22 protein-coding genes are annotated in these 25969 nt (G+C 65.8%); 12 read left to right on the top strand and 10 right to left on the bottom strand.

The window, feature by feature from the left end; all coding sequences use genetic code 11:
• The first annotated feature begins 28 nt into the window (after window positions 1-28).
• Window positions 29-1669: a lysine--tRNA ligase gene (locus ACE10X_RS41095; protein ID WP_375763745.1), complete on the top strand. Its 1641-nt coding sequence runs from the start codon at window positions 29-31 to the stop codon at window positions 1667-1669.
• 12 nt (window positions 1670-1681) lie between these two features.
• Here the strand turns inward: ACE10X_RS41095 and ACE10X_RS41090 are convergent, their stop codons facing one another.
• Window positions 1682-2614: a 2-dehydropantoate 2-reductase gene (locus tag ACE10X_RS41090; RefSeq protein ID WP_375763744.1), complete on the bottom strand. Its 933-nt coding sequence runs from the start codon at window positions 2612-2614 to the stop codon at window positions 1682-1684.
• Window positions 2615-2874: 260 nt separating this feature from the next.
• On the opposite strand from ACE10X_RS41090, the gene ACE10X_RS41085 reads away from it, so the two are divergent.
• Entirely contained in the window at window positions 2875-3660 is a 786-nt protein-coding gene (locus tag ACE10X_RS41085; protein WP_244435784.1) for a class II aldolase/adducin family protein, read from the top strand.
• Between the two features lie 180 nt (window positions 3661-3840).
• Here the strand turns inward: ACE10X_RS41085 and ACE10X_RS41080 are convergent, their stop codons facing one another.
• Window positions 3841-4494: a helix-turn-helix transcriptional regulator gene (locus ACE10X_RS41080; RefSeq protein WP_375763743.1), complete on the bottom strand. Its 654-nt coding sequence runs from the start codon at window positions 4492-4494 to the stop codon at window positions 3841-3843.
• A 200-nt stretch (window positions 4495-4694) separates the two neighbouring features.
• On the opposite strand from ACE10X_RS41080, the gene ACE10X_RS41075 reads away from it, so the two are divergent.
• Window positions 4695-5039: a DUF952 domain-containing protein gene (locus tag ACE10X_RS41075; protein WP_028334591.1), complete on the top strand. Its 345-nt coding sequence runs from the start codon at window positions 4695-4697 to the stop codon at window positions 5037-5039.
• Window positions 5036-6133 (top strand): quinone-dependent dihydroorotate dehydrogenase, encoded by a 1098-nt coding sequence (locus ACE10X_RS41070; protein WP_304497495.1) that lies wholly within the window; start codon window positions 5036-5038, stop codon window positions 6131-6133. The genes ACE10X_RS41075 and ACE10X_RS41070 overlap by 4 nt, the downstream gene beginning before the upstream one ends.
• Before the next feature lie 269 nt (window positions 6134-6402).
• Here ACE10X_RS41070 and ACE10X_RS41065 read toward each other — a convergent pair whose 3' ends face one another.
• From ACE10X_RS41065 to ACE10X_RS41045, 5 genes are all read right to left on the bottom strand, one after another.
• Window positions 6403-7725, bottom strand: a complete 1323-nt coding sequence (locus ACE10X_RS41065) for an MATE family efflux transporter (protein WP_038384493.1) — start codon at window positions 7723-7725, stop codon at window positions 6403-6405.
• Between the two features lie 114 nt (window positions 7726-7839).
• Window positions 7840-8574: an MBL fold metallo-hydrolase gene (locus tag ACE10X_RS41060; RefSeq protein ID WP_038384492.1), complete on the bottom strand. Its 735-nt coding sequence runs from the start codon at window positions 8572-8574 to the stop codon at window positions 7840-7842.
• Window positions 8575-8596: 22 nt separating this feature from the next.
• Window positions 8597-8902, bottom strand: coding sequence for a DUF6460 domain-containing protein (locus ACE10X_RS41055; RefSeq protein WP_038384491.1), 306 nt, complete (start codon window positions 8900-8902; stop codon window positions 8597-8599).
• A 194-nt stretch (window positions 8903-9096) separates the two neighbouring features.
• Window positions 9097-10950 (bottom strand): cisplatin damage response ATP-dependent DNA ligase, encoded by a 1854-nt coding sequence (locus tag ACE10X_RS41050; protein ID WP_375763742.1) that lies wholly within the window; start codon window positions 10948-10950, stop codon window positions 9097-9099.
• Entirely contained in the window at window positions 10947-12023 is a 1077-nt protein-coding gene (locus tag ACE10X_RS41045; protein WP_375763741.1) for a ligase-associated DNA damage response exonuclease, read from the bottom strand. Before ACE10X_RS41045 ends, ACE10X_RS41050 begins: the two co-directional genes overlap by 4 nt.
• Before the next feature lie 130 nt (window positions 12024-12153).
• Here ACE10X_RS41045 and ACE10X_RS41040 point away from each other — a divergent pair, with 130 nt between their 5' ends.
• From ACE10X_RS41040 to pdeM, 4 genes are all read left to right on the top strand, one after another.
• Window positions 12154-13080 carry a methyltransferase domain-containing protein gene (locus tag ACE10X_RS41040; protein WP_375763740.1) on the top strand — a complete coding sequence of 309 codons (927 nt, stop codon included), beginning with the start codon at window positions 12154-12156 and terminating at the stop codon, window positions 13078-13080.
• 141 nt (window positions 13081-13221) lie between these two features.
• A complete protein-coding gene (locus tag ACE10X_RS41035) occupies window positions 13222-14448 on the top strand; it encodes an ABC transporter substrate-binding protein (RefSeq protein ID WP_038384487.1) in 1227 nt (408 codons plus the stop codon).
• 302 nt (window positions 14449-14750) lie between these two features.
• Entirely contained in the window at window positions 14751-17525 is a 2775-nt protein-coding gene (locus ACE10X_RS41030) for a ligase-associated DNA damage response DEXH box helicase (RefSeq protein ID WP_375764649.1), read from the top strand.
• Between the two features lie 63 nt (window positions 17526-17588).
• Window positions 17589-18260, top strand: a complete 672-nt coding sequence (pdeM, locus tag ACE10X_RS41025; RefSeq protein WP_375763739.1) for a ligase-associated DNA damage response endonuclease PdeM — start codon at window positions 17589-17591, stop codon at window positions 18258-18260.
• Between the two features lie 477 nt (window positions 18261-18737).
• On the opposite strand, the gene ACE10X_RS41020 is transcribed toward pdeM, so the two are convergent.
• Together ACE10X_RS41020 and ACE10X_RS41015 are read right to left on the bottom strand one after the other, a co-directional pair.
• A complete protein-coding gene (locus tag ACE10X_RS41020) occupies window positions 18738-19679 on the bottom strand; it encodes an IS110 family transposase (protein ID WP_375764572.1) in 942 nt (313 codons plus the stop codon).
• Window positions 19680-19969: 290 nt separating this feature from the next.
• Window positions 19970-20833 (bottom strand): LysR family transcriptional regulator, encoded by an 864-nt coding sequence (locus ACE10X_RS41015; RefSeq protein ID WP_375763738.1) that lies wholly within the window; start codon window positions 20831-20833, stop codon window positions 19970-19972.
• 98 nt (window positions 20834-20931) lie between these two features.
• Between ACE10X_RS41015 and ACE10X_RS41010 the strand changes: the two genes are divergently transcribed.
• From ACE10X_RS41010 to ACE10X_RS41000, 3 genes are read left to right on the top strand one after another with little or no spacing between them, the layout of a single operon-like run.
• A complete protein-coding gene (locus ACE10X_RS41010; protein WP_038384478.1) occupies window positions 20932-21855 on the top strand; it encodes a DMT family transporter in 924 nt (307 codons plus the stop codon).
• Window positions 21852-22616, top strand: coding sequence for an MBL fold metallo-hydrolase (locus tag ACE10X_RS41005; protein ID WP_038384477.1), 765 nt, complete (start codon window positions 21852-21854; stop codon window positions 22614-22616). Before ACE10X_RS41010 ends, ACE10X_RS41005 begins: the two co-directional genes overlap by 4 nt.
• A 57-nt stretch (window positions 22617-22673) precedes the next feature.
• Window positions 22674-24005 (top strand): NRAMP family divalent metal transporter, encoded by a 1332-nt coding sequence (locus ACE10X_RS41000; protein WP_375763737.1) that lies wholly within the window; start codon window positions 22674-22676, stop codon window positions 24003-24005.
• Between the two features lie 14 nt (window positions 24006-24019).
• Here ACE10X_RS41000 and ACE10X_RS40995 read toward each other — a convergent pair whose 3' ends face one another.
• Window positions 24020-24511 (bottom strand): Lrp/AsnC family transcriptional regulator, encoded by a 492-nt coding sequence (locus ACE10X_RS40995; RefSeq protein ID WP_375763736.1) that lies wholly within the window; start codon window positions 24509-24511, stop codon window positions 24020-24022.
• A 147-nt stretch (window positions 24512-24658) separates the two neighbouring features.
• Between ACE10X_RS40995 and ACE10X_RS40990 the strand changes: the two genes are divergently transcribed.
• Window positions 24659-25969 carry an aspartate aminotransferase family protein gene (locus tag ACE10X_RS40990; protein ID WP_375763735.1) on the top strand — a complete coding sequence of 437 codons (1311 nt, stop codon included), beginning with the start codon at window positions 24659-24661 and terminating at the stop codon, window positions 25967-25969.

Below are 25969 nucleotides of genomic sequence, written 5' to 3'. Positions count from 1 at the left end.
CGCGGCCTTTTTGGAGAGAACCTGAGGAATGTCCGTGATTGATCCTTCTGCCACCCCGAGCGACCTGCGGGCGCTCGCCGAACAATCCAACGCCTGGCCGTTCGAGCAGGCGAAAGCGATTGTGGCGCGGCTGAAGAAAAATCCCAAGGACGAGGTGCTGTTCGAGACCGGCTACGGCCCGTCGGGCCTGCCGCATATCGGCACTTTCGGCGAGGTGGCGCGCACCACGATGGTGCGCCACGCCTTCCGCGTGCTCACCGAGGACAAGATCAAGACGCGCCTGCTCGCCTTCTCCGACGACATGGACGGCCTGCGCAAGGTGCCGGACAACGTGCCGAACAAGGAGCTGCTGGAGCAGCATCTCGGCAAGCCGCTGACCAAGGTGCCCGATCCGTTCGGCACCCATTCGAGCTTCGGCCAGCACAACAATGCGCGGTTGCGCGCGTTCCTCGACCAGTTCGGCTTCGACTACGAGTTCGCGAGCTCGACCGAGTACTACACCTCGGGCCGGTTCGATGCCGCGCTGCTGCGCATGCTGGAGCGGATCGAGAAGGTGATGGCGATCATGCTGCCGTCGCTGCGCGAGGAGCGCGCGGCGAGCTACTCGCCGTTCCTGCCGATCTGTCCGCGCACCGGCCTCGTGCTCTACGTGCCGGTGACGGCGCACGACGCCAAGGCCGGCACGATCTCCTACGAGGATCCCGATACCAAGGAGACCGTCACCGTTCCCGTCACCGGCGGCCGCTGCAAGCTGCAATGGAAGCCGGACTGGGCGATGCGCTGGTACGCGCTCGGCGTCGACTATGAAATGGCCGGCAAGGATCTGATCGACTCGGTGAAGCTGTCGGCCAAGATCTGCTCGGCGCTCGGCGGCACGCCGCCGGAAGGCTTCAACTACGAACTGTTCCTCGACGAGAAGGGCCAGAAGATCTCGAAGTCGAAGGGCAACGGCCTGACCATCGACGAATGGCTGCGCTACGCCTCGCCGGAGTCGCTGTCGCTGTTCATGTATCGCGAGCCCAAGGCGGCGAAGCGGCTCTATTTCGACGTCATCCCGCGCAATGTCGACGACTACCAGCAATTCCTCGACGGCTTCACGCGGCAGGAAGCGCGGCAGCAGCTGCAGAATCCGGTCTGGCACATCCATTCCGGCAAGCCGCCGCAGGCCGACATGCCGGTCACCTTCCAGCTCTTGCTGACGCTGGTGTCGTCGTCGAATGCGGAGAATGCCGAGACGCTGTGGGGCTTCATCGGCCGCTATCGTCCGGGCGTGACGCCGCAGACCCATCCGAAGTTAGACGCGATGGTCGGCTACGCCATCAACTACTATCGCGACTTCGTGGCGCCGACCAAGCAGTTCCGCGAGCCGACCGACGGAGAGCGCGCCGCGCTGCAGGATCTGCGCGATGCGCTCGCCAACATGCCGGCGAACGCGAGCGCGGAAGACATCCAGAACGTGGTCTATGAGATCGGCCGCCGCGAGCCGTTCCTCGACATGGTCAAGAAGGGCAAGGACGGCCGTCCCGGCGTCTCGCTCGACTGGTTCAACATGCTCTACCAGGTGCTGCTCGGCCAGGAGAAGGGCCCGCGCTTCGGCTCCTTCGTCGCGGTCTACGGCGTGCAGAATGCGGTCAACATGATCGACGGCGCGCTGGCGCGGTCGTCGTAGGGATCGCGCCGCTCATCGCGGCTCGGCCTGCGCCGCGTCGCGCAGGCCGTCGCTGGTGGCGCGCAACAGCGTCAGCAGCAGGCCGTTGAGCGGCGTCGGCACGCTGTGCCGTTCACCGGCCGCGACGATCGCGCCGGTGAGAGCGTCGGCTTCGAACGGGCGTCCCGCGACACGATCGAAATACATCGAGGTGCCGGCGTCGGGCGGATAGGTCAACAACGTCGCCAGCATCAGCTCGGCCTCGTCGGGCGCGAGCTGTGCGCCGTCGGCGCGGCCGACATTCGCGGCCTCCTCGAGGATGGCGCGGCACAGCGCCTTGACGTCCGCGCGGCGGAACACCGCCTGCCGCTGCAAGGTGAGCGCGGTGATCGGATTGGCGACCGCATTGAGCAGAAGCTTGCGCCACGCCAGTGTGGTGAAATCGGCGGAGCGCCGCACGCGCATCGCGGTACCATTCAGCAGCGCTTCGAACGCGCGCCCGTTCGCGTCATCGGCAACCGCGAATTCATGCTCGCCGGCGCGGCGGAAACGGACGCGATCCGGCGCCAGCCGTTCGCCGTTGTAATAGACGATGGTCGGAACGACCGTGGCGGCGCCGACCAATGGCGCCAGCCGCTCCGCGTGGCCGATGCCATTCTGCAGCACCGCGACACGCGTCCGCGGCCCGCACAGCCTCTGCAGCCAGGGCGCGCTCGATTCCGTGTCCTGCGCCTTGGTTGACAACAACACCCAGTCGACCGGCGTAGCCTCTGCCGGATCGGTGAAGGCGCGCAGCGGCACCTCCACCGTGCCTTCCGCCCGCTCGACCGTGAGGCGATCGAGCGGCCGCCGGACACAGGCGATCACGTCATGCTTGTCGACCGCCCGCAGCAGGCCGGTGATGATGCCGCCGATACTGCCGAGGCCGACGATGGCGATGGTTTTGCGGTCGGATTGTCCTGTCATGGCGTGACTCTGGGGTTGGCGAAGTGTGTCGCATCGGGCTGGGAGTGCTGGCTGCTTAGTGCGGCGCGTCGCCGCAGCGAATGCAACCGCCGACGCGCCGTCTTCGCATCGCATCATCACACGATGACGCCAAACCCGCAAAATTCGGATAGCAGGCCATCGGCAATTTCACCGGAGCCTGGCGCCGGATTGCGCTACACTCGCATCCATAAAATCAGCACGGACTCCGCCGAGAGGCCGGCACAGATGGGAGCATGCGCATGCAGTTCAGGGTTTCGCCGACATCGCTGCAGGATAGTTCGAGCGCCGAGGAATGGCAGGCGCGGGTCGATCTCGCGGCGGCGCATCGGCTCGCCTACATCCACGGCTTTTCGGAAGGCATCTTCAACCATCTCACCTTCGTGGTGCCCGGCCGCACCGACCGCTACTACCAGATCCCGTTCGGCATGCACTGGTCGGAGGTGACGGCATCCTCCTTCATGGAGGTCGGCATCGACGATGCCGAGGTGAAGCGCGGCGAGGGTGAGGTCGAGCGCTCCTGCTATTGCATCCATGCGCCGATCCACAAGGCGCTGCCGCAGGCCAAGGCCGTGTTCCACACCCACATGCCGTATGCGAGCGCGCTGACGCGGCTCGAGGATCCGCGCATCAAGGAAATCGGCCAGACCGAGGTCGGGCTGTCGGAAGCGATTGCCTATGACGATCTCTACACCGGCCCCGCGCTCGATCCCGAGGAAGGGAAACGGCTCGCCACGGTGATCGGCAACAAGACCATCCTGTTCATGGCCAATCATGGCATCTCGACCGTCGGCGAGACGGTCGCCGATGCTTATGACCGGCTCTATTACATCGAACGCGCCGCGCAGGTGCAGATCTACGCGATGTGGACGCAGCAGCCGCTCAAGCAATTGCCGCAGCAGGTGGTGGAGAAGACCAAGCGCGATTTCCGCGACGACCATCTCTACGACGGCCCGTCCCCGGCGCAGCGGCATTTCGATGCGCTGAAGCGGATGCTGGATCGCAAGGAGCCGGACTACGCGACGTAAGGCCCAGCAGGAAGCGCGCCGCAACCTCCACCGTCGTCCCGGCGAAAGCCGGGACCCATTACCGCAGGACACAAACATTGGACTCGCTGGGGCCACAGCCTGCCAATTACGCAGGCCGGTGGCTATGGGTCCCGGCTTTCGCCGGGACGACACTGGTTATGTGGTGATCGACGTGCCCGGCTACTGGCTCGCCCACACCACGCGCGCAATCCACGCGACTTCCTCGGCATCGAGCATGCGGTCGGGGTGCTCCGGATTGAGCGATCCGAGTTCCAGCATCTTGGCGGTGCGGCGTCTCAATTCCTTCACCATCACCTCGCCGCCGGTCGTGCGCACCACCACGCGGTCGCCGCGGCGGATCGCGGTCGCGGGTGACACCACGATGATGTCACCTTCGCGATAGGCCGGTTTCATCGAGTCGCCCTCGATCTCCAGCGCATAGGCATGTTCGTCGGTGGTCGCCGGCAGTGCGACTTCGTCCCAGCCCTTGCCGGCGGGAAAGCCGCTGTCGTCGAAATAGCCGCCGGCCCCGGCCTGCGCGAAGCCGATCAGCGGCACCGACTGTCCGCCGCGCGCGCCATCGCCGAGCAATTGCACGAAGGTCTCCATGCTGGCATTGCTCGCCGCCAGCGCCTTGGAGAGCGATTCGGTCGAGGGCCAGCGCTCGCGCCCGTCGCCCGTCACGCGCTTCGACTTGTTGAAGGTGGTGGGGTCGAGTCCGGACTGCTTGGCAAGGCCGGACGGCGACAGGCCGGCGCGTTCGGCGAGCCGGTCGAGCGCGGCCCAGACCTGCGCGTGGGTCAGCGGTCGGGTGGCTTTGGGCTGTTTGGCCATCGAGGGTATCCCGGATGGTAGGAATTATTGCCTGAAACTTGGCGTTTTCGCAAATCTGTCGGCCGATGTGTCCTGGCACCGCTTGAGTTGCGCCGCCGCCGCCGATACGGTCCCTCGCTCGCCAGATGGCGTCTGGGGCGTTTCCCCTCAAATCCGGATAAAACCCCAAGAGACTCAAGGACAAAAGGGAAGGCCGGCCCGTGCCGATGATCTACAAAATCACCCCCGCTTCGGCCTGGCGCGAGGCCGAGCGGCAGGGCGTGTACCGGGGCAGTGCCGACGACAAACGCGACGGCTTCATCCATTTTTCTACCGCCTCCCAGGTCGCCGAGACCGCGCGCAAGCACTACCACGGGCAAACCGGCCTGTTCCTGGTCGCGGTCGATGCCGATGCGCTGGGCGATGCCCTGCGCTGGGAGCGGTCGCGCAATGACGAGCTGTTCCCGCATCTCTATGGCGAACTCGACCTCGGCGCGGTCACCGAGATCCTCGACTTGCGCGCGCGCTCCGACGGTGGCCACGACGTTCCGGAGCTCAAGCCGTGATCCGTGCCTTCGACGCCTTCTCGCTGCCGCTGCTGCGCTGGTTCGATCCCGAGGATGCCCATCGTATGGCGATCCAGGGCCTGAAGCTGCTGCCGCCGATCCGGCAGCGGCCGGATGATCCCAAGCTCGCGGTGCGCGCCTTCGGACTCAACTTTCCAAACCCGATCGGCATGGCGGCGGGTTTCGACAAGAGCGCCGAGGTGCCCGACGCGCTGCTGCGGCTCGGCTTCGGCTTTGTCGAGATCGGCTCGGTCACGCCGAAGCCGCAAGGCGGCAACCCGCGGCCGCGGCTGTTTCGCCTGGAGCGCGACGAGGCCGTCATCAACCGCATGGGCTTCAACAATGACGGCGCGGAGGCCGTGCTGCGGCGGCTCGCCGCGCGCGCCAGCGCCGGCGGCATCGTCGGGGTCAATGTCGGGGCCAACAAGGATTCGCCCGACCGCGCCGCCGACTATGTGAAGCTGATCGAGACGTTTGCGCCGGTCGCGAGCTATTTCACCGTCAACGTCTCCTCGCCGAACACGCCGGGCCTGCGCAATTTGCAGCAATCGGCCGCGCTCGACGATCTGCTGGCGCGGGTCATCGACACCCGCGAGCGCGTGCGCAAGAACGCCGGCGACTCGCCGGTCCTGCTCAAGATCGCGCCGGATCTGAGTCTGGCCGAGCTCGACGACGTCGTGCACATCGCCCGCTCGCGGCGCGTCGACGGCATGATCGTTGCCAACACCACGCTGGCGCGGCCCTCGACCTTGCGCGAGGAGAATCGCGCCAAGGAGCAGGGCGGCCTGTCGGGCCGTCCGCTGTTCCGGCTGTCGACGCGCATGGTGGCCGAGACCTATGTCCGCGTCGAAGGCGCGTTTCCCTTGATCGGCGTCGGCGGCATCGATAGCGGTGGCGCCGCACTGACCAAGATCCGCGCCGGGGCCAGCCTGATCCAGCTCTATTCCTCGCTGGTCTACAAGGGCATCGGTCTCGTCGACGACATCAAGCGCGATCTGTCCTCGACCCTGCTGCGCACCGGCCGCGACTCGCTGTCGGAAATCGTCGGCGCCGATGCGGCGACGATTACGGCCGAGGACTGGCCGGTGCGGTAGGTATCCGTAGCCCGGATGAAGCGAAATCCGGCTGCGCTCTAACCTCCCCTTGAAAAGGAGAGGTCGCTTCGCTCGCCAGAGCAAAGCGGGTGGGGATCAGCTCTCTCCATGAGCTGCGTCGCCTGCGGCTGACCCCCATCCCGACCTTCCCCCTTTCAGGGGGAAGGGGAAGAGAACTTCGTAGCCCGGATGAAGCGAAGCGCAATCCGGGACAGTCTCGCTGCGGCGTAGGTCCCCGGATTTCGCTTCGCTGCATCCGGGCTACGCAGCTACGATTTGAACGTCTTCCTGAGCAGCGCCGGATAGCGCAGGCCTTGCAGGCCGCCGCGTGCGACGTAGAAGCCGAGCAGCGCGATCCATAGGCCGGTGTTGCCGAACGAACTGAGCGCCCCCCAGGTGGCGAGGAAGATCGCGAGCGAGGCCAGCATCAGATTGCGCATCTCGCGCGCCCAGGTGGCGCCGACATAGATGCCGTCGAAGCCGAATGCGAATACGCCGGGCAGCGGTGCCAGGATCACGAACGGCAGGAAGGCGCGGGCATAGCGGCGCACGTCGTCGCTGGTCGTCATCAGATTGATTAGCGCCGGTCCGAACAGCGCGAACAGCACCGATACGACCAGCGCAAAGCCGATGCCCCACAGCAGCACGAGCCGGGTCGAATCGGAAAAGCCGCGTGCGTCGCGTGCGCCGAACGCGCGGCCGCACAGCTGCTGGGCAGCATTGGCGAGGCCGTCGAGGAAGAAGGCGCTGACCAGCAGGAAATTGTTCAGCACCGAATTCGCCGCCAGCGTCACGTCGCCCTCGCGTGCGCCCTTGGCGGTGAAAAACAGGAACACGACGATCAGCGCCGCGGTGCGGACCATGATGTCGCGATTGACCGCCAGCATGCGCATCAGCTTGGCGCGGTCGAACAGCGTGGCCGCGGGAACGGCAAAGCCGCCTTGCGAGATCCGCCACGCCACCACGATGCCGGCGGCGAAACCGGCGGTCTCGGCGAGCACGGCGGCGATCGCGGCACCGGCAATGCCGGCGCCGTAGACCTGCACCAGCAGCACGGTTGCGGCCATGTTGATCAGGTTGATCACGATCTGCAGCGCCAGCGCCAGATTGGCGTGGGCCTGGCCGACCAGCCAGCCCAGGATGACGTAATTGGCGAGCGCCAGCGGCGCCGACCAGATCCGGATCATGAAATAGCTCTTGGCCGCGCGAGTGACGCCCTCGCTGCCGCCCATCAGCTGGAATGTGACCGCGGCGAGCGGCACCTGCAGCGCGATCAGCGCCGCGCCGATCAGGCCGGCGACGATGAAGCCGCGCACCAGGATCGCGGCATATTCCTTGATTTCGCCGGCGCCCTGCGCCTGCGCGGTGAAAGCCAGCGTGCTCATGCGCAGGAAGGCGAACAGCCAGAACAGGCAGTCGAAGATCACCGAGGCCATCGCCACCCCGCCGAGCAGCGCGGCGTCGTCGAGCCGGCCGATCGCGGTGGTCGAGACGATGCCGATCAGCGGCGTGGTCAGGTTGGCGACCATCGCGGGGCCGGCGATGGCGAACACCTGGCGCGTCGTGATCTTCGGATGGATGGGTGCGTGCATGGCTACAATTGCAGGGAATATCCGTTTCTATCGCGTCATCCGTCGCGCGACCATGCCGGAATTGTTCTCAGAGCAATGCGATGGCGGAGGGGCAGCGGGCAAGGCATTGCATGCTCAGAGCACCACGACCATGCCGTCGCTCGCCGCCGTGTAGGGCAGGTCGTCGATGCGGCCGAGCATGTCGTCGCTCATATGGGTCAGCACCACGCGCTTGGCGTTGATGGCGGGCAAATGCGCTTCCAGCGTCTTCAGGCTGAGATGGTTCTTGACCGTTTTGTCGTACATGTAGGCTTCGGCGATGAAGAGGTCGGCGTCCTGCGCCGCCGGGATCAGCGCGTCGGTCCATTCGGTGTCGGCGCTGTAGCTGATGATGCGGCCTTCCGCCCCGACGCGATAGGCGAGGAACGGCCCGCCGGATTCGCCATGCACGACAGGGTAGGGCGTCACGGTCACCTCGCCGAAGCTGCGCGTTTCGCGCGGTGCGAGCGTGACGACGGACAGATCGAAGCGTTGTTTGGTTTTGGAGGAATGCTCGAACATCACCTCCATCACCGCTGGCAGCTTCGTTTCGATGCCTTGCGGCCCGGCGATCACCAGCGGCCGGGTGCGGCGGGAGAATTGCGCGTCGAGCAGGAAGAACGGCAGGCCGGCAAAATGGTCGCCGTGGAAATGCGTGATCAGGATCAGGTCGATCGCGTCGCGGTCGATCTCGAGCCGCTTCATCGCCGGCAGCGACGAGGCGCCGCAGTCGATCAGGAAATTGCTGCGCGCGCCGCTGACGTGGAAACAGGTGTTGAAGCGGCCGCCGGAGCCGAATGCATCGCCGCAGCCAACAAATCGCAATTGCATCGGCTGTGCACTCTCCCTGGGATCAGCGGCCGCGCGGCGCGCCGAACAGCCGCGACAACAGCCAGATCGGAATCACGATGACAGCGCCGAGCAGGAAGTAGCGCCAGGCCCAGTTGATCGCGTCGAAGCCGAAATCCCAGAGGCTCTGGAATAGCCTGCGGATGCTGTAGAGGATGTTCCATGGATCGAGGCCGATCGCGGCGAGCACGACACCGACCAGAATCGACAGCAGAATCAACCGGAACGCCACGGAGAGCGGCGATCCGCCGAGAAAGCGGTACAGGCCGTCACTCCGGCCGGCCGGCAAGTCCCGGATGTCGTTCGGCATTGCTCTCTCCAATAGCGTTTTCGCGCGAAGTGGGCACCGGTTCGCGTGAAGAAAACGCGTCAAATCAAAACCTAGACCTCGATTCTGATCCCATCAGAACCGAGGTCTAACGGAATCGCCCGCATTATAGGTCACGGCGGTGCACATGGGAAACCCGCGCGCCGCGATCAATGGCTGCCATGCACGCTTCGGATTTAACTTCCTGTCATGGACATTAACATCCGTTCAAGCGTCTCCAGCCGGTCGGCTTCGCGCGGCGGCTTGTCCCAGCGCAGGCGGCTGATCCGGGGGAAGCGCATCGCGACGCCGGACTTGTGACGCGGCGAGCGCTGCAAGCCCTCGAAGGCGACCTCCAGCACCAGCCCCTGATCCGGCTCGTGCACGACATGCCGCACCGGGCCGAACTTCTCGGTGGTGTTGCGGCGGACGAAGCGGTCGATCTGCAACAGCTCCTCGTCGGTGAAGCCGAAATAGGCCTTGCCGACCGGCACCAGCTCGTCGCCATCATCGCCACGGGTCCAGACGCCGAACGTATAGTCGGAGTAATAGGACGAGCGCTTGCCGTGGCCGCGCTGGGCATACATCAGCACGGCGTCGATGATGTGCGGATCGCGCTTCCACTTCCACCACGGTCCTTTCGGCCGTCCGGGCAGATAGGGCGCGTCGCGCCGCTTCAGCATCACGCCTTCGACCGCGTCGGCATCGTCGCCGGCACCGGCTCTCTTGGGATCGGCACGCGCCGCGGCCAGCTGTTCCCAGCTGGCGAACGGGACGGTTGGCGACAGATCGATGCGTGGATCGTTCAGCTTGGCGACGAAGGCTTCGAGATGCGCACGGCGTTCGGTGAAGGGCAGCTCGCGCAGATCGTTCTCGTCATCGCCGAGCAGGTCGTAGGCGCGCAGATGGATCGGAAACTCCTTGATCAGCTTCGCCGAGACGACTTTGCGGTTCAGCCGCTGCTGCAGCACGTTGAAGGTCTGCACGCGGCCGTCGCGCAATACCAGCAATTCACCGTCGATCGCGCCGGGCAGGTGCAGCGACGGCACGAGGTCGGGAAAGCTGCCGGTGATGTCCTCGCCGGTGCGCGAATAAAGCCGCGCCTGGATGTGGCCGCGCGCGTCGCGGCCGGACACCGCCTGCACGCGGATGCCGTCCCATTTCCATTCCGCGCTGAAATCGGCGGCATCGAGATTGGCGAAATCGCTGTCCTCGATCGCATGCGCCAGCATCACCGGGCGGAACGGCACAGGGTCCAGGTTGACCGGCTTGTCGCCGCGGCCTTCGAGCCAGGCGAACAGATCGAGATAGGGCGGCGACAGGCCGGGCCACATCAGCTCGATCTCGTGCGGGTCCTTAGTCCCGAGCGCCGCCGCCGCGGTCTTCGCCAGCCGCGCCGAAATCCCGATCCGCATCGCGCCGGTGACGAGCTTCAAGAGCGCCCAGCGCCCGGTCTCGTCGAGTTCGTCCAGCCAGCGCGCCAGCTGCGCCGGCAACTCGGCCTTGCCGAGCGTGCGCAATGTCGTGACGACGTCGGTGAGGGTGGGAGGAGGCGGGTTGTTGTGGGTTCGCGGAGTCTCACCGGCATCTCGCCCGCGGTACCCCTCTCCCTGACCCTCCCCCGCAAGGGGGGAGGGAACCCATCCACCGGCGCGTCCCTCACCCACGTCAGTCGCCTCATCGCTGTGAGGTGAGTACGACGATGGGGCTCCCTCCCCCCTTGCGGGGGAGGGCTGGGGAGAGGGGTGGCCCAGCAACGACTCGGCGTAATTTGCTCCAGCCTTCGGCCACATCAGCGCGACCGTTTCCGAGAGGTCGCCGACGTAATCATAGGAGTAGCCGAACAGCACCGGATCGGCGCGTTCGGTGATCAGGTCGCGGATCAATCCGGGCTTGGCATGCTTGAACGACAGCGCGCCGGTCAGCGCCGCCAGCCCGTAGCCGCGGTCGGGGTCCTCGGTCTCGCGGAAATAGGCGACCAGCAGCTTGATCTTGTTGTTGCGGCCGGGCTCGTAGGCGAGGCGGTCGAGCAGCTCGGCAAAGCGGTTCATGTTTCTGCCTCGCCGGCGGGCTGGGCCTCGCCGGCGGGCTCCGCCTCGCCGGTCAGTGCGGCCGTTTCGCCTTCGTCCTCGTCGCCGTAGCCGACCAGATCGAGCGGTCGCGCGGCAAGGCCCTTGCTTTTGCACCAATGCACCAGCGCATCTTCCTGGCCGTGGGTGACCCAGATCTCGCCGGCGCCGGTCGCCGCGATCGTCGCCGTCAGCCCGTCCCAGTCCGCATGATCTGATATCACCAGCGGCAGCTCGACACCGCCCTGCCGGGCCCGGGCGCGCACGCGCATCCAGCCCGAGGCGAATGCGGTGACAGGATCGGGGAAGCGACGCGTCCAGATATCGGATGTCGCGCTTGGCGGCGCCAGCGTGATGGTGCCGGCAAGTTCGGCTTTCTTCATGCCGCGCGCGGGCCGGAGCTCGCCGAGCGGAATGCCGCGCTCTTGATAGTAATAGGTGATCTTCTCCATCGCGCCATGCAGGTAGATGGGCGCATCGTAGCCGGCCTCGCGCAGCAGCGCGATCACGCGCTGCGCCTTGCCGAGCGAGTAGGCGCCGACCAGATGCGCGCGCTCCGGAAACAATTTGACCGACGTGAGCAACTTGTTCACTTCGCCGGCGGCATCGCCATGGCGGAACACCGGCAATCCAAACGTCGCCTCTGATATGAAGACGTCGCAGGGCACCAGCTCGAACGGCGCGCAGGTCGGGTCGCGCGCATCCTTGTAGTCGCCGGAGGCGACAATGCGGGTATCCTTGCAGGCGACCGATATCTGGGCGGAGCCCAGCACATGGCCGGCGGGATGAAACGTCACCGTGACGTCGCCGAGCCTGATCTCCTCGCCATAGGCGATCGCCTGCACAGAGCCAGCGAAGTTCTCGCCATAGCGCAGCCGCATCATGTCGAGTGTTTCCTGGGTCGCGAGCACAGCGCCGTGGCCCGCCCGCGCATGGTCGGAATGGCCATGGGTGATCAGTGCCCGCTCGACCGGCCTGACAGGATCGATGTGGAAGCCGCCGGGCTTGCAGCAAAGCCCGGCCGGGACGGGCATCAGGATGTCTTGCGGGCGCATCGTCCCTATATAGGCGCTCGATCCGCGATGTTTAGCCGGATCCGCGGGCTTGACCCGTGCATCCATCTCCGGAAAAAGTCCGTGCTTTGATGGATGGCCGAACCCGGCCGAGATTGGTTCCTTAAAGCGAATGGCCCCCCGCCTGTTTCTGTCCTCCGGCGACCTCGTCGCAGACCGCCGCTACGAGTTCGCGCGCGACCTGCAATTGAAGGGCGATCTGCCGGCTGCCGCCGAGCTGCTCGAACAGGCGATCGAGCTCGTGCCGAAATTCCCGTCAGCCTGGTACACGCTGGGCAAGATCCGCCTGGAGCTCGACCAGCGCGAGGCCGCGATCGCAGCGTTCCGCGGCGCGCGCGACGCGGATCCCGACGACCGTCATGGCGCCGGCCTGCACCTGATGCAGCTCGGCGTCGAGGCCGTCAGCGCGATGCCGCCGGGCTATGTCCAGACGCTGTTCGATCAATATGCGCCACGCTTCGAGGCCGCGCTGGTCGGCGATCTCGGCTATCGCGGCCCGGCGCTGCTGTTCAAGGCGGTGCTGTCGGTGCGTGCGGGCGCAAAGCAGCCGGCCTTCTTCAAGCGCGCGATCGATCTCGGCTGCGGCACCGGGCTGGCGGCCGGTGCATTCGCGCAGCATGTCGATCGCTTCGTCGGCATCGACCTGTCGCCGCGCATGATCGACAAGGCGCGCGCCACCGGCCTCTATGCCGAGCTCGAGGTCGACGACATGTTGAAGGCCGTTTCGGCCAGGCGCGAGGCCAGCGCCGAACTGATCCTGGCCGCGGATGCAATGGTCTATGTCGCCGATCTCGCGCCCGTGCTCGCCGAGGCAAGGCGCGTGCTTGTGCCGGGCGGCGCGCTCGCCTTCACCGCAGAGACCCATGGCGGCGAAGGCGTCATCGTCGGCGAAGGGCTGCGCTACGCCCACAGTGCTGCCTACGTGCGCGCGTCCGTCGCCGCCGCGGGGCTGACACTGGCTCTGCTCGAGGATCTCTCGGCGCGCAACGAAGATAATATCCCGGCACCGGGACTCGTCGCCGTCGCCATCAAGCCGTGACGTCCGGTCTCTTTAAGGCTCAAACTTGAGTCTACACGCTACGCATTTGCCGCGACGCGGCATTGCGCCGCAAAGCTGTGACTTCACGCTTGCCCGGCGCAAGGCGGAATGCGAGAGCTTTTCGCCTCAGGGAGAGAAATAATGAAAAAACATACACGGCGCGAGTTCGGCGCCACTGCATTGTCCGTGATCGCCGCGTCCGTGCTGCCTGCGCCCTTCGTCCGGGCCGCCGACAAGAAGTACGATCCGGGTGCGAGCGACACCGAGATCAAGCTCGGCCAGACCGTGCCGCATTCCGGCCCCGGCTCGCTTTATGGTGTGCTCGGCCGCGTCGGCGAAGCCTATTTCCAGATGCTGAACGACAAGGGCGGCATCAACGGCCGCAAGGTGAAATTCCTCACCATGGACGATGCCTACAGCGCGCCGAAATGCGTCGAGGCGACGCGCCGTCTGGTCGAGCAGGAGGAGGTGCTGGCGCTCTATGGTTCGCTCGGCACCGCGCCGCAGACCTCCGTGCACAAATACCTCAATTCCAAGGGCGTGCCCCAACTGCTGTTGAACACCGGCGCCTCGAAGTGGAACGACCCGAAGAATTTCAAATGGACCATGGCGGGCCTGCCGCTCTATCCGACCGAGGCGCGCATCCTCGCCAAGCACGTCGTCAGCGTGAAGCCGAACGCCAAGGTCGGCATCCTCTACCAGAACGATGATTTCGGCCGCGACTTCCTGGGGCCGTTCAAGAAGGTGCTGGCCGATGCCGGCGGCAAGGCACAGGTGATCATGGAGCAGACCTATGATCTCACCGATCCGACGGTCGATTCGCAGCTCATCAATCTCTCGAAGTCGGGCGCCGATGTCTTCTACAACATCACCACCGGCAAGGCGACGTCGCAGTCGATCCGCAAGGTGACCGAGCTCGGCTGGAAGCCGCTGCAATTGCTGTCGGCGGGTTCGACCGGTCGCTCGATTCTGAGCGCCGCGGGCCTCGATAACGCCAAGGACATCGTCGCGATCCGCTACAATAAGGAAGTCGGCGTGCCGCGCTATGAGAAGGATCCGGACGTGGTCGCGTTCGAGGAGCTGCGCAAGAAGTACCTGCCGAACATCGACCCCGACAACACCATCGCTTTCGCCGGCTACGGGCAGGCAGCGACGATGGGCGAAATCCTGCGCCGCTGCGGCGACGACCTGACCCGCACCAACGTGCTGAAGCACGCCACCACGCTCGCCGGTTTCCACTCGCCCTATTTCCTTGATGGCATCAATTACAGCTATACGCCCGACGACTACACGCCGATGAAGACGCTCTATGTCTCGATCTTCAATGGCAAGGATTGGGACCTCTCCGGCGAGCCGATGACGGAGTAGGTGCGGGGCACGCTGTTCCTTAACCTCGCCCCGCTTGCGGGGAGAGGCTTAGGCCGCCTACGGCGGCCGTCCTCAAGAACGCCGAAGCAGAGCTTCGGCTATGTCGCATCGTGAGATGCGATCCGGGTGAGGGGCACAGGTCTCACGGCACTCGCCGCTCGCGGAAGCAGCCCCTCACCCCAACCCTCTCCCCGTGAAGAACGGGGAGAGGGAGTCGAAGCGTCCTGGCGCCGGCCCCTTGCCACCTGCCGCCACTTCCGACCGCCCTCGACGAAATCGCCTGAACCACCTACCTCTTGGGCGTGTCGACGCTCGATCTCTTCTCCGTCACGCCGTCGGAAACGGCCGATCTCCTGCCGCGCCGGTTTCGCGACTGGTTTGCCTCACGCGGCTGGTCGCCGCGCGAGCATCAGCTCGCGCTGCTGGCGAAAGCGCGGGAGGAGCGCTCGGCGCTGCTGATCGCGCCCACGGGAGCGGGCAAGACGCTGGCGGGGTTCTTGCCGACGCTGGTGGAGTTATCGGGTGAAACACATGGTCGCCAGGATTCTCACCTCCCCCTGGAAGGGGGAGGTCGGCGCGCTCCGGCGCGCGCTAGCGCGGCCGAGCGCGACGGGTGGGGGTCAGCCGCGGGCACGGAGCAAGCGGCTGACCCTCACCCCAACCCTCCCCCTTTCAGGGGGAGGGAGCCTGACGAGCTCACAAGCGGAGAGGCAGCTGCGTCGGCGAGATCGCGTCCGAATCTCATCTCCACCGGTCGCGGCGTTCGCCGCAGCGGCGGGCTGCACACGCTCTACATCTCGCCGCTGAAAGCGCTCGCGGTCGATATCGCGCGCAATCTGGAGACGCCGGTCGCGGAGATGGGGCTGCCGATCAGGATCGAGACCCGCACCGGCGACACGCCGGTGTCGCGGCGGCAGCGGCAGCGGCGCTATCCGCCGGATATCCTGCTCACCACGCCGGAGCAGCTGGCGCTGCTGCTGGCGTCCGACGACGCGCCCTATCTGTTTTCCTCGCTGAAGCGCATCGTGCTCGACGAACTGCATGCGCTCGTCACCTCCAAGCGCGGCGATCTGCTGTCGCTCGGACTTGCGCGGCTCTGGACCATCGCGCCGCAGATATGTGCCATTGGCCTCTCGGCAACGGTCGCCGAGCCCGAGCAGCTCGCGCGCTTCCTGGTGTCGCAGCCGGGCGGCGAAAACGCGTCCGCCGACGTCGTCACCGCCGGCGGTGCCGCGCCGCCGGTGGTCGAGATGCTCGACACCAGGGAGCGGCTGCCGTGGTCCGGCCACAGCGCTCGCCATGCGCTGCCCGAGGTCTACGAGCTGATCAAGCGCAACAAGACCACGCTGGTGTTCGTCAACACCCGCAGCCAGGCCGAGATGCTGTTTCAGGATCTCTGGCGCATGAACGACGACGGGCTGGCGATCGCGCTGCATCACGGCTCGCTCGATGTCGCGCAGCGCCGCAAGGTCGAGGACGCGATGGCCGCCGGAAAGCTGCGCGGCGTGGTCTGCACCTCCTCGCTCGATCTCGGCGTCGACTGGGGCGATGTCGATCTCGTCATCAATATCGGCGCGCCGAAAGGTTCGTCGCGGCTGATGCAGCGGATCGGCCGCGCCAACCACCGCTTCGACGAGGCCTCGCGCGCCGTGCTGGTGCCGGCCAACCGCTTCGAGGTGCTGGAATGCCGTGTCGCGATCGACGCGATCGCGGAGAATGCGCAGGACACGCCGCCGCTGCGCTCTGGCGCGCTCGACGTGCTGGCCCAGCACGTGCTCGGCTGCGCCTGCGGCAATCCGTTCCTGTCCGATGAACTCTATGATGAGGTCAGGACCGCAGCGCCCTATGCAGCGCTGGCGCGGACCGACTTCGACGATGTCGTCGACTTCGTCGCCACCGGCGGCTACGCGCTGAAGACCTATGAGCGCTTCGCGCGCATCAAGCAGGACAAGCAGGGCCGCTGGCGCGTCACCAATCCAAAGGTGCGCCAGAGCTACCGCCTCAACGTCGGCACCATCGTCGAGGAGACCATGCTGAAGGTGCGGCTGGTGCGCTCGCGCGCCGGCGGCCAAGGGAAAAGCGGCGGATCGACCGGCGCGATCGCGCGCGGCGGCCGGATGCTCGGCGAGATCGAGGAGGTCTTCATCGAGGGCCTCGTGCCCGGCGACACTTTTGTCTTTGGCGGTGAGGTGGTGCGCTACGAGGCCTTGGTTGAAGACCAGGTCTATGTCTCCCGCGCCAATGATAAAGATGCAAAAGTGCCGTCCTATATGGGCGGCAAGTTCCCGCTCTCGACCTATCTCGCCGAACGGGTCCGCAAATTGCTCGACAACAGCCGGGCCTGGAACGCGCTGCCGGACCAGGTGCACGACTGGCTGTCGCTGCAGCGAAAATTTTCGCGGGTGCCGGCGGTGCGCGAGCTGTTGGTCGAAACCTTTCCGCGCGGCGGCAGCCATTATCTGGTCTGCTATCCGTTCGAGGGCCGCCTCGCGCATCAGACGCTCGGCATGCTGCTGACGCGCCGGCTGGAGCGCGCCCGCGCCCGTCCGCTCGGCTTCGTCGCCAACGAATATGCGCTCGCGGTCTGGGGCGTCGGCGATCTCTCCTTCATGATCCGGCACGGCAAGCTCGATCTCAACGCGCTGTTCGACCCTGATATGCTCGGCGACGACCTCGAAGCGTGGCTTGCGGAATCCGCGCTGATGAAGCGGACCTTCCGCAACTGTGCCATCATCTCCGGGCTGATCGCGCGCCGCTTCACCGACGAGGAGAAGTCGCGCCGTCAGGTGCTGTTCTCGACCGACCTGATCTATGACGTTTTGCGAAAACATCAGGCCGACCATGTGCTGCTGCGCGCCGCGCGCGGCGATGCCGCCACGGGATTGCTCGATCTCCGCCGTCTCAGCGACATGCTTTCGCGCATCCACGGCCGAATCACCCACAAAGATCTCGACCACGTTTCTCCGCTTGCCGTCCCCGCGCTGCTGGAAATTGGCCGCGAGTCAGTTTATGGCGAAGCATCCGACGAGCTATTGGCCGAGGCGGCCGAGGAACTCGTGCGGGAGGCGACGACGTAATACTGGCACTGTGGGGAACAGGACGTGACGGCAAGCGCGCTAGCTTTGCGAGACGGTGACGACATGCGCGTTTCGAGGGTCACGGTGGCGGACGTCGGATTCCTGGCCGATTTCTCCGGCGCGCTGTTCTGGGAAGCTCAGAGCCTCTTGGTGGTCTCCGATCTGCATCTGGAAAAAGGCTCGAGCTTCGCCAGCCGCGGCGTGCTGTTGCCGCCCTACGACACGGTCGCGACACTGAGCCGGCTCGCTGCGGTGATTGCGCGGCACGATCCGCGGCAGGTGATCGCGCTCGGCGACAGCTTTCACGATCGCGATGCGCATGCGCGGCTGTCGGATCCGGATCGCGAGGCGCTCGCGGCCTTGCAGCTGCGGCGCAACTGGATCTGGATCTCGGGCAACCACGATCCGGCGCTGCCGTCCGATCTCGGCGGCGTGGTCGCGACCGAAGTCGCGATCGGCCCGATCGCGTTCCGCCATGAGCCGACCGGCGCGGCCGGCGAGATCGCCGGCCATCTGCATCCCAAGGCGCGGGTGCCGACCCGTGGCCGCTCGATCGAGCGCCGCTGCTTTGCCTGTGACGGCGAGCGCGCGGTGATGCCGGCGTTCGGCGCCTACACCGGGGGGCTGAGCATCCGCGACGCCGCGTTCACACGGATTTTCGGATCGCCCGGCTTCATGGCCCACGTACTCGGCGACAACCGCGTCCACGCGTTCGTCGCGTCACGGTGTTATTGACGGTGCCATTATTTTCGGTGTCGTCCCGGGCAAGCGAAGCGCGACCCGGGACCCATAACCACCGATGGTCGTTGTTGCGCGACGCTGGGGCCACAGCCTGCTTCAGCAACGCAACCCTGTGGTTATGGGTCCCGGCTTTCGCCGGGACGACAGCAGAGATTGTTGCGCGACCTCGCCTAAGCCGCCTCCGCCTGCCGCGCCACACACTCGGTGTCGTCCCGGGCAAGCGAAGCGCGACCCGGGACCCATAAACCACCGATGGTCGTTGTTGTGCGACGCTGGGGGCCACAGCTTGCTTCGGCAACACAGCCCTGTGGTTATGGGTCCCGGCTTTCGCCGGGACGACAGCAGAGATTGTTGCGCGACCTCGCCTACGCCGCCTTCGCCTGCCGCGCCACACTCGGTGTCGTCCCGGGCAAGCCAACGGGTCGGCGCGAAGCGCCGCCCGATGACAGGCTTCGCGCGACCCGGCAACTGTTATGTTGGTTTGGTCTGCAGGTACGGCTTTCGGTCTCGCATCATGGCATTGAGGACCGTGAGCAGCTTCCTGGCGACGGCGATGAGGGCGAGTTTGGCTGGTTTTCCGGCCTGTCGCAGTCGTGCATAGAAGGCCTTGAACGGATCAGCTCTGCGAACTGCGTTGAGGGCCGCCATATAAAGGGCGTCACGAACGCGCTTTCGGCCGCCCGCAATCTTGCGCTTGCCGCGGAAGGTGCCGCTGTCGACGTTGAAGGGAGCAAGGCCAGCGAGCGCTGCGAGTTGTTTCGGTCCGACCCGCCCGAGTTCCGGCATCTGCGCGATGAGCTGTATGCAGGCCACGGGACCCACGCCGGGCAGCGAACGCATTAACTTCGCATCGTCCGCGATCTGCGCTTCGGCTTTAATCAATGCGCTGATGTCGGCCTCGATCTCGGCGATCTCGCTGTCGAGGACCTCGATGAGGCGGCCAATGCGTTCGGCCATGGCGCGATCGTCGGCCTCGCTGCGCCGGTTCTTCTCCTGGGCGCGCATGAGGACCAGCTGATCCCGCCGTTTTGCAAGCCTCGCCAAGGCGCCCCGTGCAGGATCGGCGACCTGCTCGGGGGCGGGCTGCATGGCCCGCGCAAAGGCCGCCAGCATCCGCGCATCGATCGGATCGGTCTTGGCGAGCAGGCCGCTGGCCCGTGCAAAGTCGCGGGCACGGGCCGGGTTGATCCGTGCGAACTGGATCCCGGCCTGACGCAGCGCCTCGCGAAGCGCGAGGTCATAGATACCCGTCGCCTCGAAGACCACCAGCGCATCGCATTGCCAACGCGCCACCTGCTGTGTGATGGCCTGTGTCGCGTTGGCAATGCGCCTCGGCACGCCGTCAGCCTCATCAAAGATATCGAGGTGTTTTTTGGAGACGTCGATTCCGACGTAACGAAGAGCTATGATCACGGTGCCTGCCCCTGTGATGCGAGGTCTGTTGCGCAGCCTCGTGCAACTGTTCAGGTTGATAGATGGAACGGGCGGGAGACCGAGCCGGCTCGCGGCGTCAAGCGCCAAGGACCCAACGGCTTCCCGCCCACCCACATCCTGACAGACTTCCAAGACACAGGGACCCATAACCACCGATGGTCGTTGTTGTGCGACGCTGGGGGCCACAGCTTGCTTCGGCAACACAGCCCTGTGGTTATGGGTCCCTGCTTTCGCAGGGACGACGGCGGCGTGGCGGCGCAGCCTTTGCTTTACGCCGCCTTCGCCTGCACGCTTTCGCAATACTCCGCGAGCCTGTCCGCCAGGCGCAGTGTCGCCGGGCTGGCTTCGGGGGCGGCGACGAGGGCGACCTCGGTGCGGTCGATCGGCGCAAAGCCGTCCTTTGCGGTCAGCACGTGATGCTCGGGCTGGATCGACATTTCTGACAAAATGCTGAGCCCGAGGCCCGCGGCGACCGCGGCCTGGATGCCGGCGAGGCTGGAGGAGGTGTAGGCCATGTGCCAGTTGCGGCCGGCGCTCTCCAGCGCATGGATGGCGCGGGCGCGGTAGAGACAGCCCGAGGCGAAACCGATCAGCGGAACCGAGCCGGCCGTCGTATCGCGCGGGTGGCTCTTGCTGGTGACCCAGTGCACGCGTTCAGGCCACACCGCGATGCCGCCCTTCTCATTTGCGGCGCGCTTGATCAGCGCGAGATCGAGATCGCCGCGTTCGAGATCGCGGTACAGGAACAGGCTCTGGCCGGAGCGCACGTCGAGCCGCAAGTTCGGATGGCTGCGCGCGAAGGTCGCGAGCAGCTTTGTCAGCCGATAGGCGGCAAAATCCTCGGTGATGCCGATCCGGATCGCGCCTTCGCTGCCGGGCCGCGAGAGCACGTCGCGGGCCTCTTCGGCGAGTGACAATAGCCGCCGCGCATAGGTCAACAGCCGCTCGCCGGCTTCCGTCGGGGTGACGTCCTTGCCGCTGCGGATCAACAGCGGCTGGCCGACATCCTCCTCCAGGCGCTTGATCTGCTGGCTCACCGTCGACTGCGTGCGGTGGACACGCTCTCCGGCGCGGGTGAAGCCGCCGGCATCGACCACCGAGACGAAACTGCGCAACAGCTCCAGGTCGAGCATCGCAGCCTCCATTTATAAATCCACTGCACGATAGTCTATCATTTAATTTCCAAATATCAAGGCGCTGGCCTAGATCATGGCGGAAGGAGAATTCGCCCATGTCCGCCGCAACCTCGATGGCCGCCCCGCGCGCCCGCTTCAACACCATGCCACTGCTGATTGCCCTGTTCTGCCTGCTCTGGAGCTACGCCTTCGTCGCCGGCAAGATCGGCGTCACCGATTGCCCGCCGCTGATCCTGCTCGCCGCGCGGTTCTCGCTCGCCGGGGTTCTGATCCTCGTCATCTCCTGGCTGCGCCGCGACCAATGGGATCTCACCTGGCGCGATGCGGCGGTATTCGCCGTGCTCGGCGTCGCCAACAACGCGCTCTATCTCGGCCTCGGCTATACCGGCCTCAAGACCGTCTCCGCCGGGCTTGGCGCACTGATCGTCTCGGCCAATCCGGTGTTCACTGCCATGCTGGCGGCGCTGTTCCTCGGCGAGAGCATGACCTTGCGCAAGGTGATCGGTCTCGTGCTCGGCATCGTCGGCGTCGCCTTCATCGTCTGGCATCGCATGTCGGTCGGATCGGACAGCCCGCACGGCATCCTGTTCACGCTGGCCTCGCTCGCCTCGATCGTCGCCGGCACCGTGCTGTTCAAGCTGCTGGCGCCGAAGGGCAGCCTGTGGATCGGCAACGGCATCCAGAACATCGCCGGCGGCCTTGCGGTGATGCCATTCGCCTTCACGCTCTCCAGCGTCAGCGACATCGTGCCCAGCATGCGGCTTGCCGGCGCCTTCACCTTTCTCGTGCTCGGCGGCTCGATCCTTGCCTATCTGCTCTGGTTTCATCTTCTGAAAGTGTGTGGCGCGACCGCCGCAAGCGCCTATCACTTCCTGATGCCGCCGCTCGGCATGCTGTTCGCCTACCTCGTGCTCGGCGAGCATGTCGAATTTCGCGACCTGCTCGGGATCGTTCCGGTCGCGCTCGGCATTTACCTGGTGACCCGCCCGACGGCCCCCACCAGCAGGAGTATAACGTGAGTATCACCATCACACTGATCGGAGGCCCCACCGCCCTGATCGAGATCGACGGGTTTCGCCTGCTCACCGATCCGACCTTCGATGCACCCGGCGAGTATCAACTGCCGCATGTGAAACTGGAGAAACTGACGGGTCCCGCGCTCGGCGCGCGGGATGTCGGCGCGATCGATGCGGTGCTGCTGAGCCACGACCAGCATTCCGACAATCTCGACCATTCCGGCCGGGATTTCCTTAAAGGCGCGAAGCGCGTGCTGACGACGGAGGCCGGCGCCAGGCGGCTCGGCGGCAACGCCGAGGGCTTTGCGCCCTGGGCCTCGACCGAGTTGCGGAAGGGCAGCCGGACGCTCACCATCACCGCGACGCCGGCGCGGCATGGACCGGCCGGGATCGAGCCGTTGTCCGGCGACGTCATCGGTTTCGTCGTCGAGCCGGCGAAGCCCGGCCGTCCGGTCTATGTCAGCGGCGACACCACTTGGTTCGACGGGGTCGCCGAGGTCGCGCGGCGCTTCGATTGCGGCGTGGTGCTGCCGTTCGCCGGCGCGGCGCAAACCCGCGGCCCCTTCCATCTCACCATGGACACCAATGACGCGATCGAGACCGCGCGCGCCTTTGCGGACGCGGTGATCGTGCCGGTTCATACCGACGGCTGGGCGCATTTCCGGCAGAGCGCGAGCGACCTGCGTGCGAGCTTCGACACGCTCGGCTTCGGCCGCCGTCTGCGCATCCTCGAACCCGGCGTCGCCACGGTCATCGAGCCGTAGGTTTCGCCGCAGGAACTTGCCGGTATCCGGCTCGTTGTCAGACGGCTGGAACCGGACATGACGCGGCAAGGGACAATCTCACCACACGACAAACATGACGATGCGCCGGCGGCGAAGCCCCGGCGCCAGCCGTTCAGTCTCAACCGCGTCCTGAAGACGCTCGGCCCCGGCCTGATCACCGGCGCATCCGACGACGACCCTTCGGGGATCGGCACCTACAGCCAGGCCGGCGCGCAACTCGGCTACGGCATTGGCTGGACCATGCTGCTGACGTTTCCGCTGATGAGCGCGATCCAGGAGATCTCGGCGCGGGTCGGCCGCGTCACCGGGCACGGCATCGCTGGCAATGTATGCCGGCATTATCCAGGCTGGCTGCTCGCCGTCGTGGTGACGCTGCTGTCGATTGCCAACACCATCAACATCGCGGCCGACCTGTCGGCCATGGCCGATGCGGCAAAGCTTCTGATCGGCGGTCCGGCCATTCTCTATGTGGTGCTGTTCGGCGTCACCTCGGTGGCCGCGCAGATCTTCATGAACTACCGGCGCTACGTCGCTATCCTGAAATGGCTGACGCTCAGCCTGTTCGCCTATGTCGCGGCGCTCGCCTTTGCCAAGGTGTCGTGGATGGAGGCCCTGGCCGGCGTGGTGCTGCCGCGCATCAGCTGGAGCGCGGACTATTTCACGACCATCGTTGCGATCCTCGGCACCACGATCTCGCCCTATCTGTTCTTCTGGCAGGCCTCGCAGGAGGCGGAGGAGCAGCGGGTCGATGTCACCAAGCATCCGCTGATCGAGCGGCATTACGGCGCACGGCACGAATTCTCGCGCATCCGTGCCGACACCATCACCGGCATGGCGTTCTCGAACCTGATCGCATTGTCGATCATCGTCACCGCCGCCGCATCGCTGCATGCCACCGGCAAGACCGACATCCAGACCTCGGCGCAGGCCGCCGAGGCGCTGCGCCCGATCGCCGGGCCGTTTGCCGAGGTGATCTTCGCGCTTGGCATCGTCGGCACCGGCCTATTGGCGATCCCGGTGCTCGCGGGTGCGACGGCCTATGCGGTCGGCGAGGGCCAGCGATGGCCGGTTGGGCTGACGCGCAGGCCGAAGGAGGCGATCGCGTTCTATTCGGTGCTGGCGCTGTCGGGCGGCATCGGCATCGCGCTCAACTTCACGCCGATCGATCCGATCGCGGCGCTGTACTGGAGCGCGGTCGTCAACGGCGTGCTCGCGGTGCCCGTCATGGTGCTGCTGATGTTCATGGCCCGCCGCCGGGACGTCATGGACCGCTTTGTGGTCGGCGGCTGGCTGTACTGGCTCGGCTGGCTCTCGACCGGCGCGATGGCGCTCAGCGTGATCGCGATGGGGATCGGCCTCCTGATGTAGCTCGTTCGAACTCCTCAACCCTCGCCGAACAGCGAGCTATCGATCCTGGTCGTCGATTTGACCTTTCGCAGGATGATCGTCGTGCGGTAGCTCGCGATGTCGGTGTCCGGATGCATGAGGCGGTCGAGGATGAAGGATTGATAGCGCGCGAGGTCCGAGGACACGATCCGTAGCGAGTAATCCCAATCGCCGGCAATCATGCAACATTCGACGACCTCCGGAAGGTCGATCACCTTCCTCTCGAAGCGCGCGAAGGATTCCCTGTTCTGTTGCTTCAGACGGACCTCGACGATCACGTCAAACCCGAGTCCAACCCGCGTTGGGTCCACCAGCGCCACATAGGAATTGATGACGCCGGCCTCTTCGAGGGTGCGGACGCGTCGCATGCAGGGGGCAGACGAGAGGCCGATCCGCTCGGCCAGCTCGAGATTCGTGATGCGCCCCTCGACCTGCAGCACGTCGAGGATTTTTCGGTCGATCTCGTCAATCACGATCGCGGTTCCCATTTCTTTCGCATTTTCCATCTTTTGCGCAATTGATTGCAGAAGAGGGGATGAAAAGCATCTCAAATCGCAATGTCATTGCCCTCGTGCGCGCATAAGATGTGGTGCGAGGGTTCTTTGATCGCTGCGACCGAGCAGCAAGGAGCGGGTATGGCCGGAAATGACGACAAATCCTTTTGGGATCGCGCGCGGCGGCACCTCATTCGCTATGGCGGGACGTTCGCTCCCGTCATCATCGAGCGCGCCTCCGGATCCTTCGTCTATGACGCCGACGGCCGCGCCATCCTGGATTTTACGTCCGGGCAGATGAGCGCCGTGCTTGGTCACGGTCACCCGGAGATCGTCCAGACCATCGGCGAGCATGCCGAACGGCTCGACCATCTCTTCAGCGGCATGCTGACGCGCCCGGTCGTCTCGCTGGCGGAAAAGCTCGCGGGCCTGCTGCCGCGGGGGCTTGATCGCGTCATGCTGCTCAGCACCGGCGGCGAGTCGAACGAGGCGGCCATCAAGATGGCCAAGCTTGCCACCGGCGGCTTCGAGACCGTCGCGTTCGCGCAGTCCTGGCACGGCATGACGTCTGGTGCGGCCGGAACGACCTATTCGGCCGGCCGCAAGGGCTATGGTCCCGCGCCGGTCGGCTCGCTCGCGATCCCGACGCCGAACCCCTATCGCCCGCGCTTCGGCAACGCGGCCGATTGGCGGGCCGAGTTGGCCTACGCCTTCGATCTGATTGATCGCCAATCGACCGGCTCGCTCGCCTGCATGATCGCCGAGCCGATCCTCAGCTCCGGCGGGCTGATCGATCTGCCTGAAGGCTACCTTGCCGAACTGAAAGAGCTGTGCCGGGCACGCGGCATGCTGCTGATCGTCGACGAAGCACAGACCGGCCTCGGCAGAACCGGCGCCATGTTCGCTTTCGAGCGCGACGGCGCCGTGCCTGACATCCTGACCTTGTCGAAGACGCTCGGTGCCGGCCTGCCGTTGGCTGCGGTCATCACCTCCGCCGAGATCGAAGAGCGGTGTCATGAACGTGGTTTCCTGTTCTACACGACGCATGTGTCGGACCCGATGCCGGCCGCAGTCGGGCTGAAGGTCATCGAGATCATCCTGCGCGACCGATTGGTCGAGCGCGCCAGGATAGCGGGCGCGCGGCTGAGGGATGGGCTGCTCGCACTTCAGAACCGGTTCGAATGCATCGGCGACGTGCGCGGCAGGGGACTGATGCAGGGCATCGAGATCGTGCGCGACCGTTACAGCAAGGAGCCTGACGAAGCGCTCGGAACGCGTGTCTCCCAGCGCTGCATGCAGCTTGGACTGAGCACCAACATCGTTCAGTTGCCCGGCATGGGCAGCGTGTTCCGCATCGCCCCGCCGCTGACGATCAGCGACGACGAGATCGATCTTGGCCTCGCGATCCTCGGCGACGCGTTCGAAAGCGCGTTGCAAAGCAGGGCCGGCTAA

The organism is Bradyrhizobium sp. Pha-3 (genome assembly GCF_042258325.1).
In the GTDB taxonomy this organism is placed as follows: Bacteria; Pseudomonadota; Alphaproteobacteria; order Rhizobiales; family Xanthobacteraceae; genus Bradyrhizobium; species Bradyrhizobium elkanii.
This window is presented reverse-complemented; position numbering and strand designations above follow the sequence as displayed.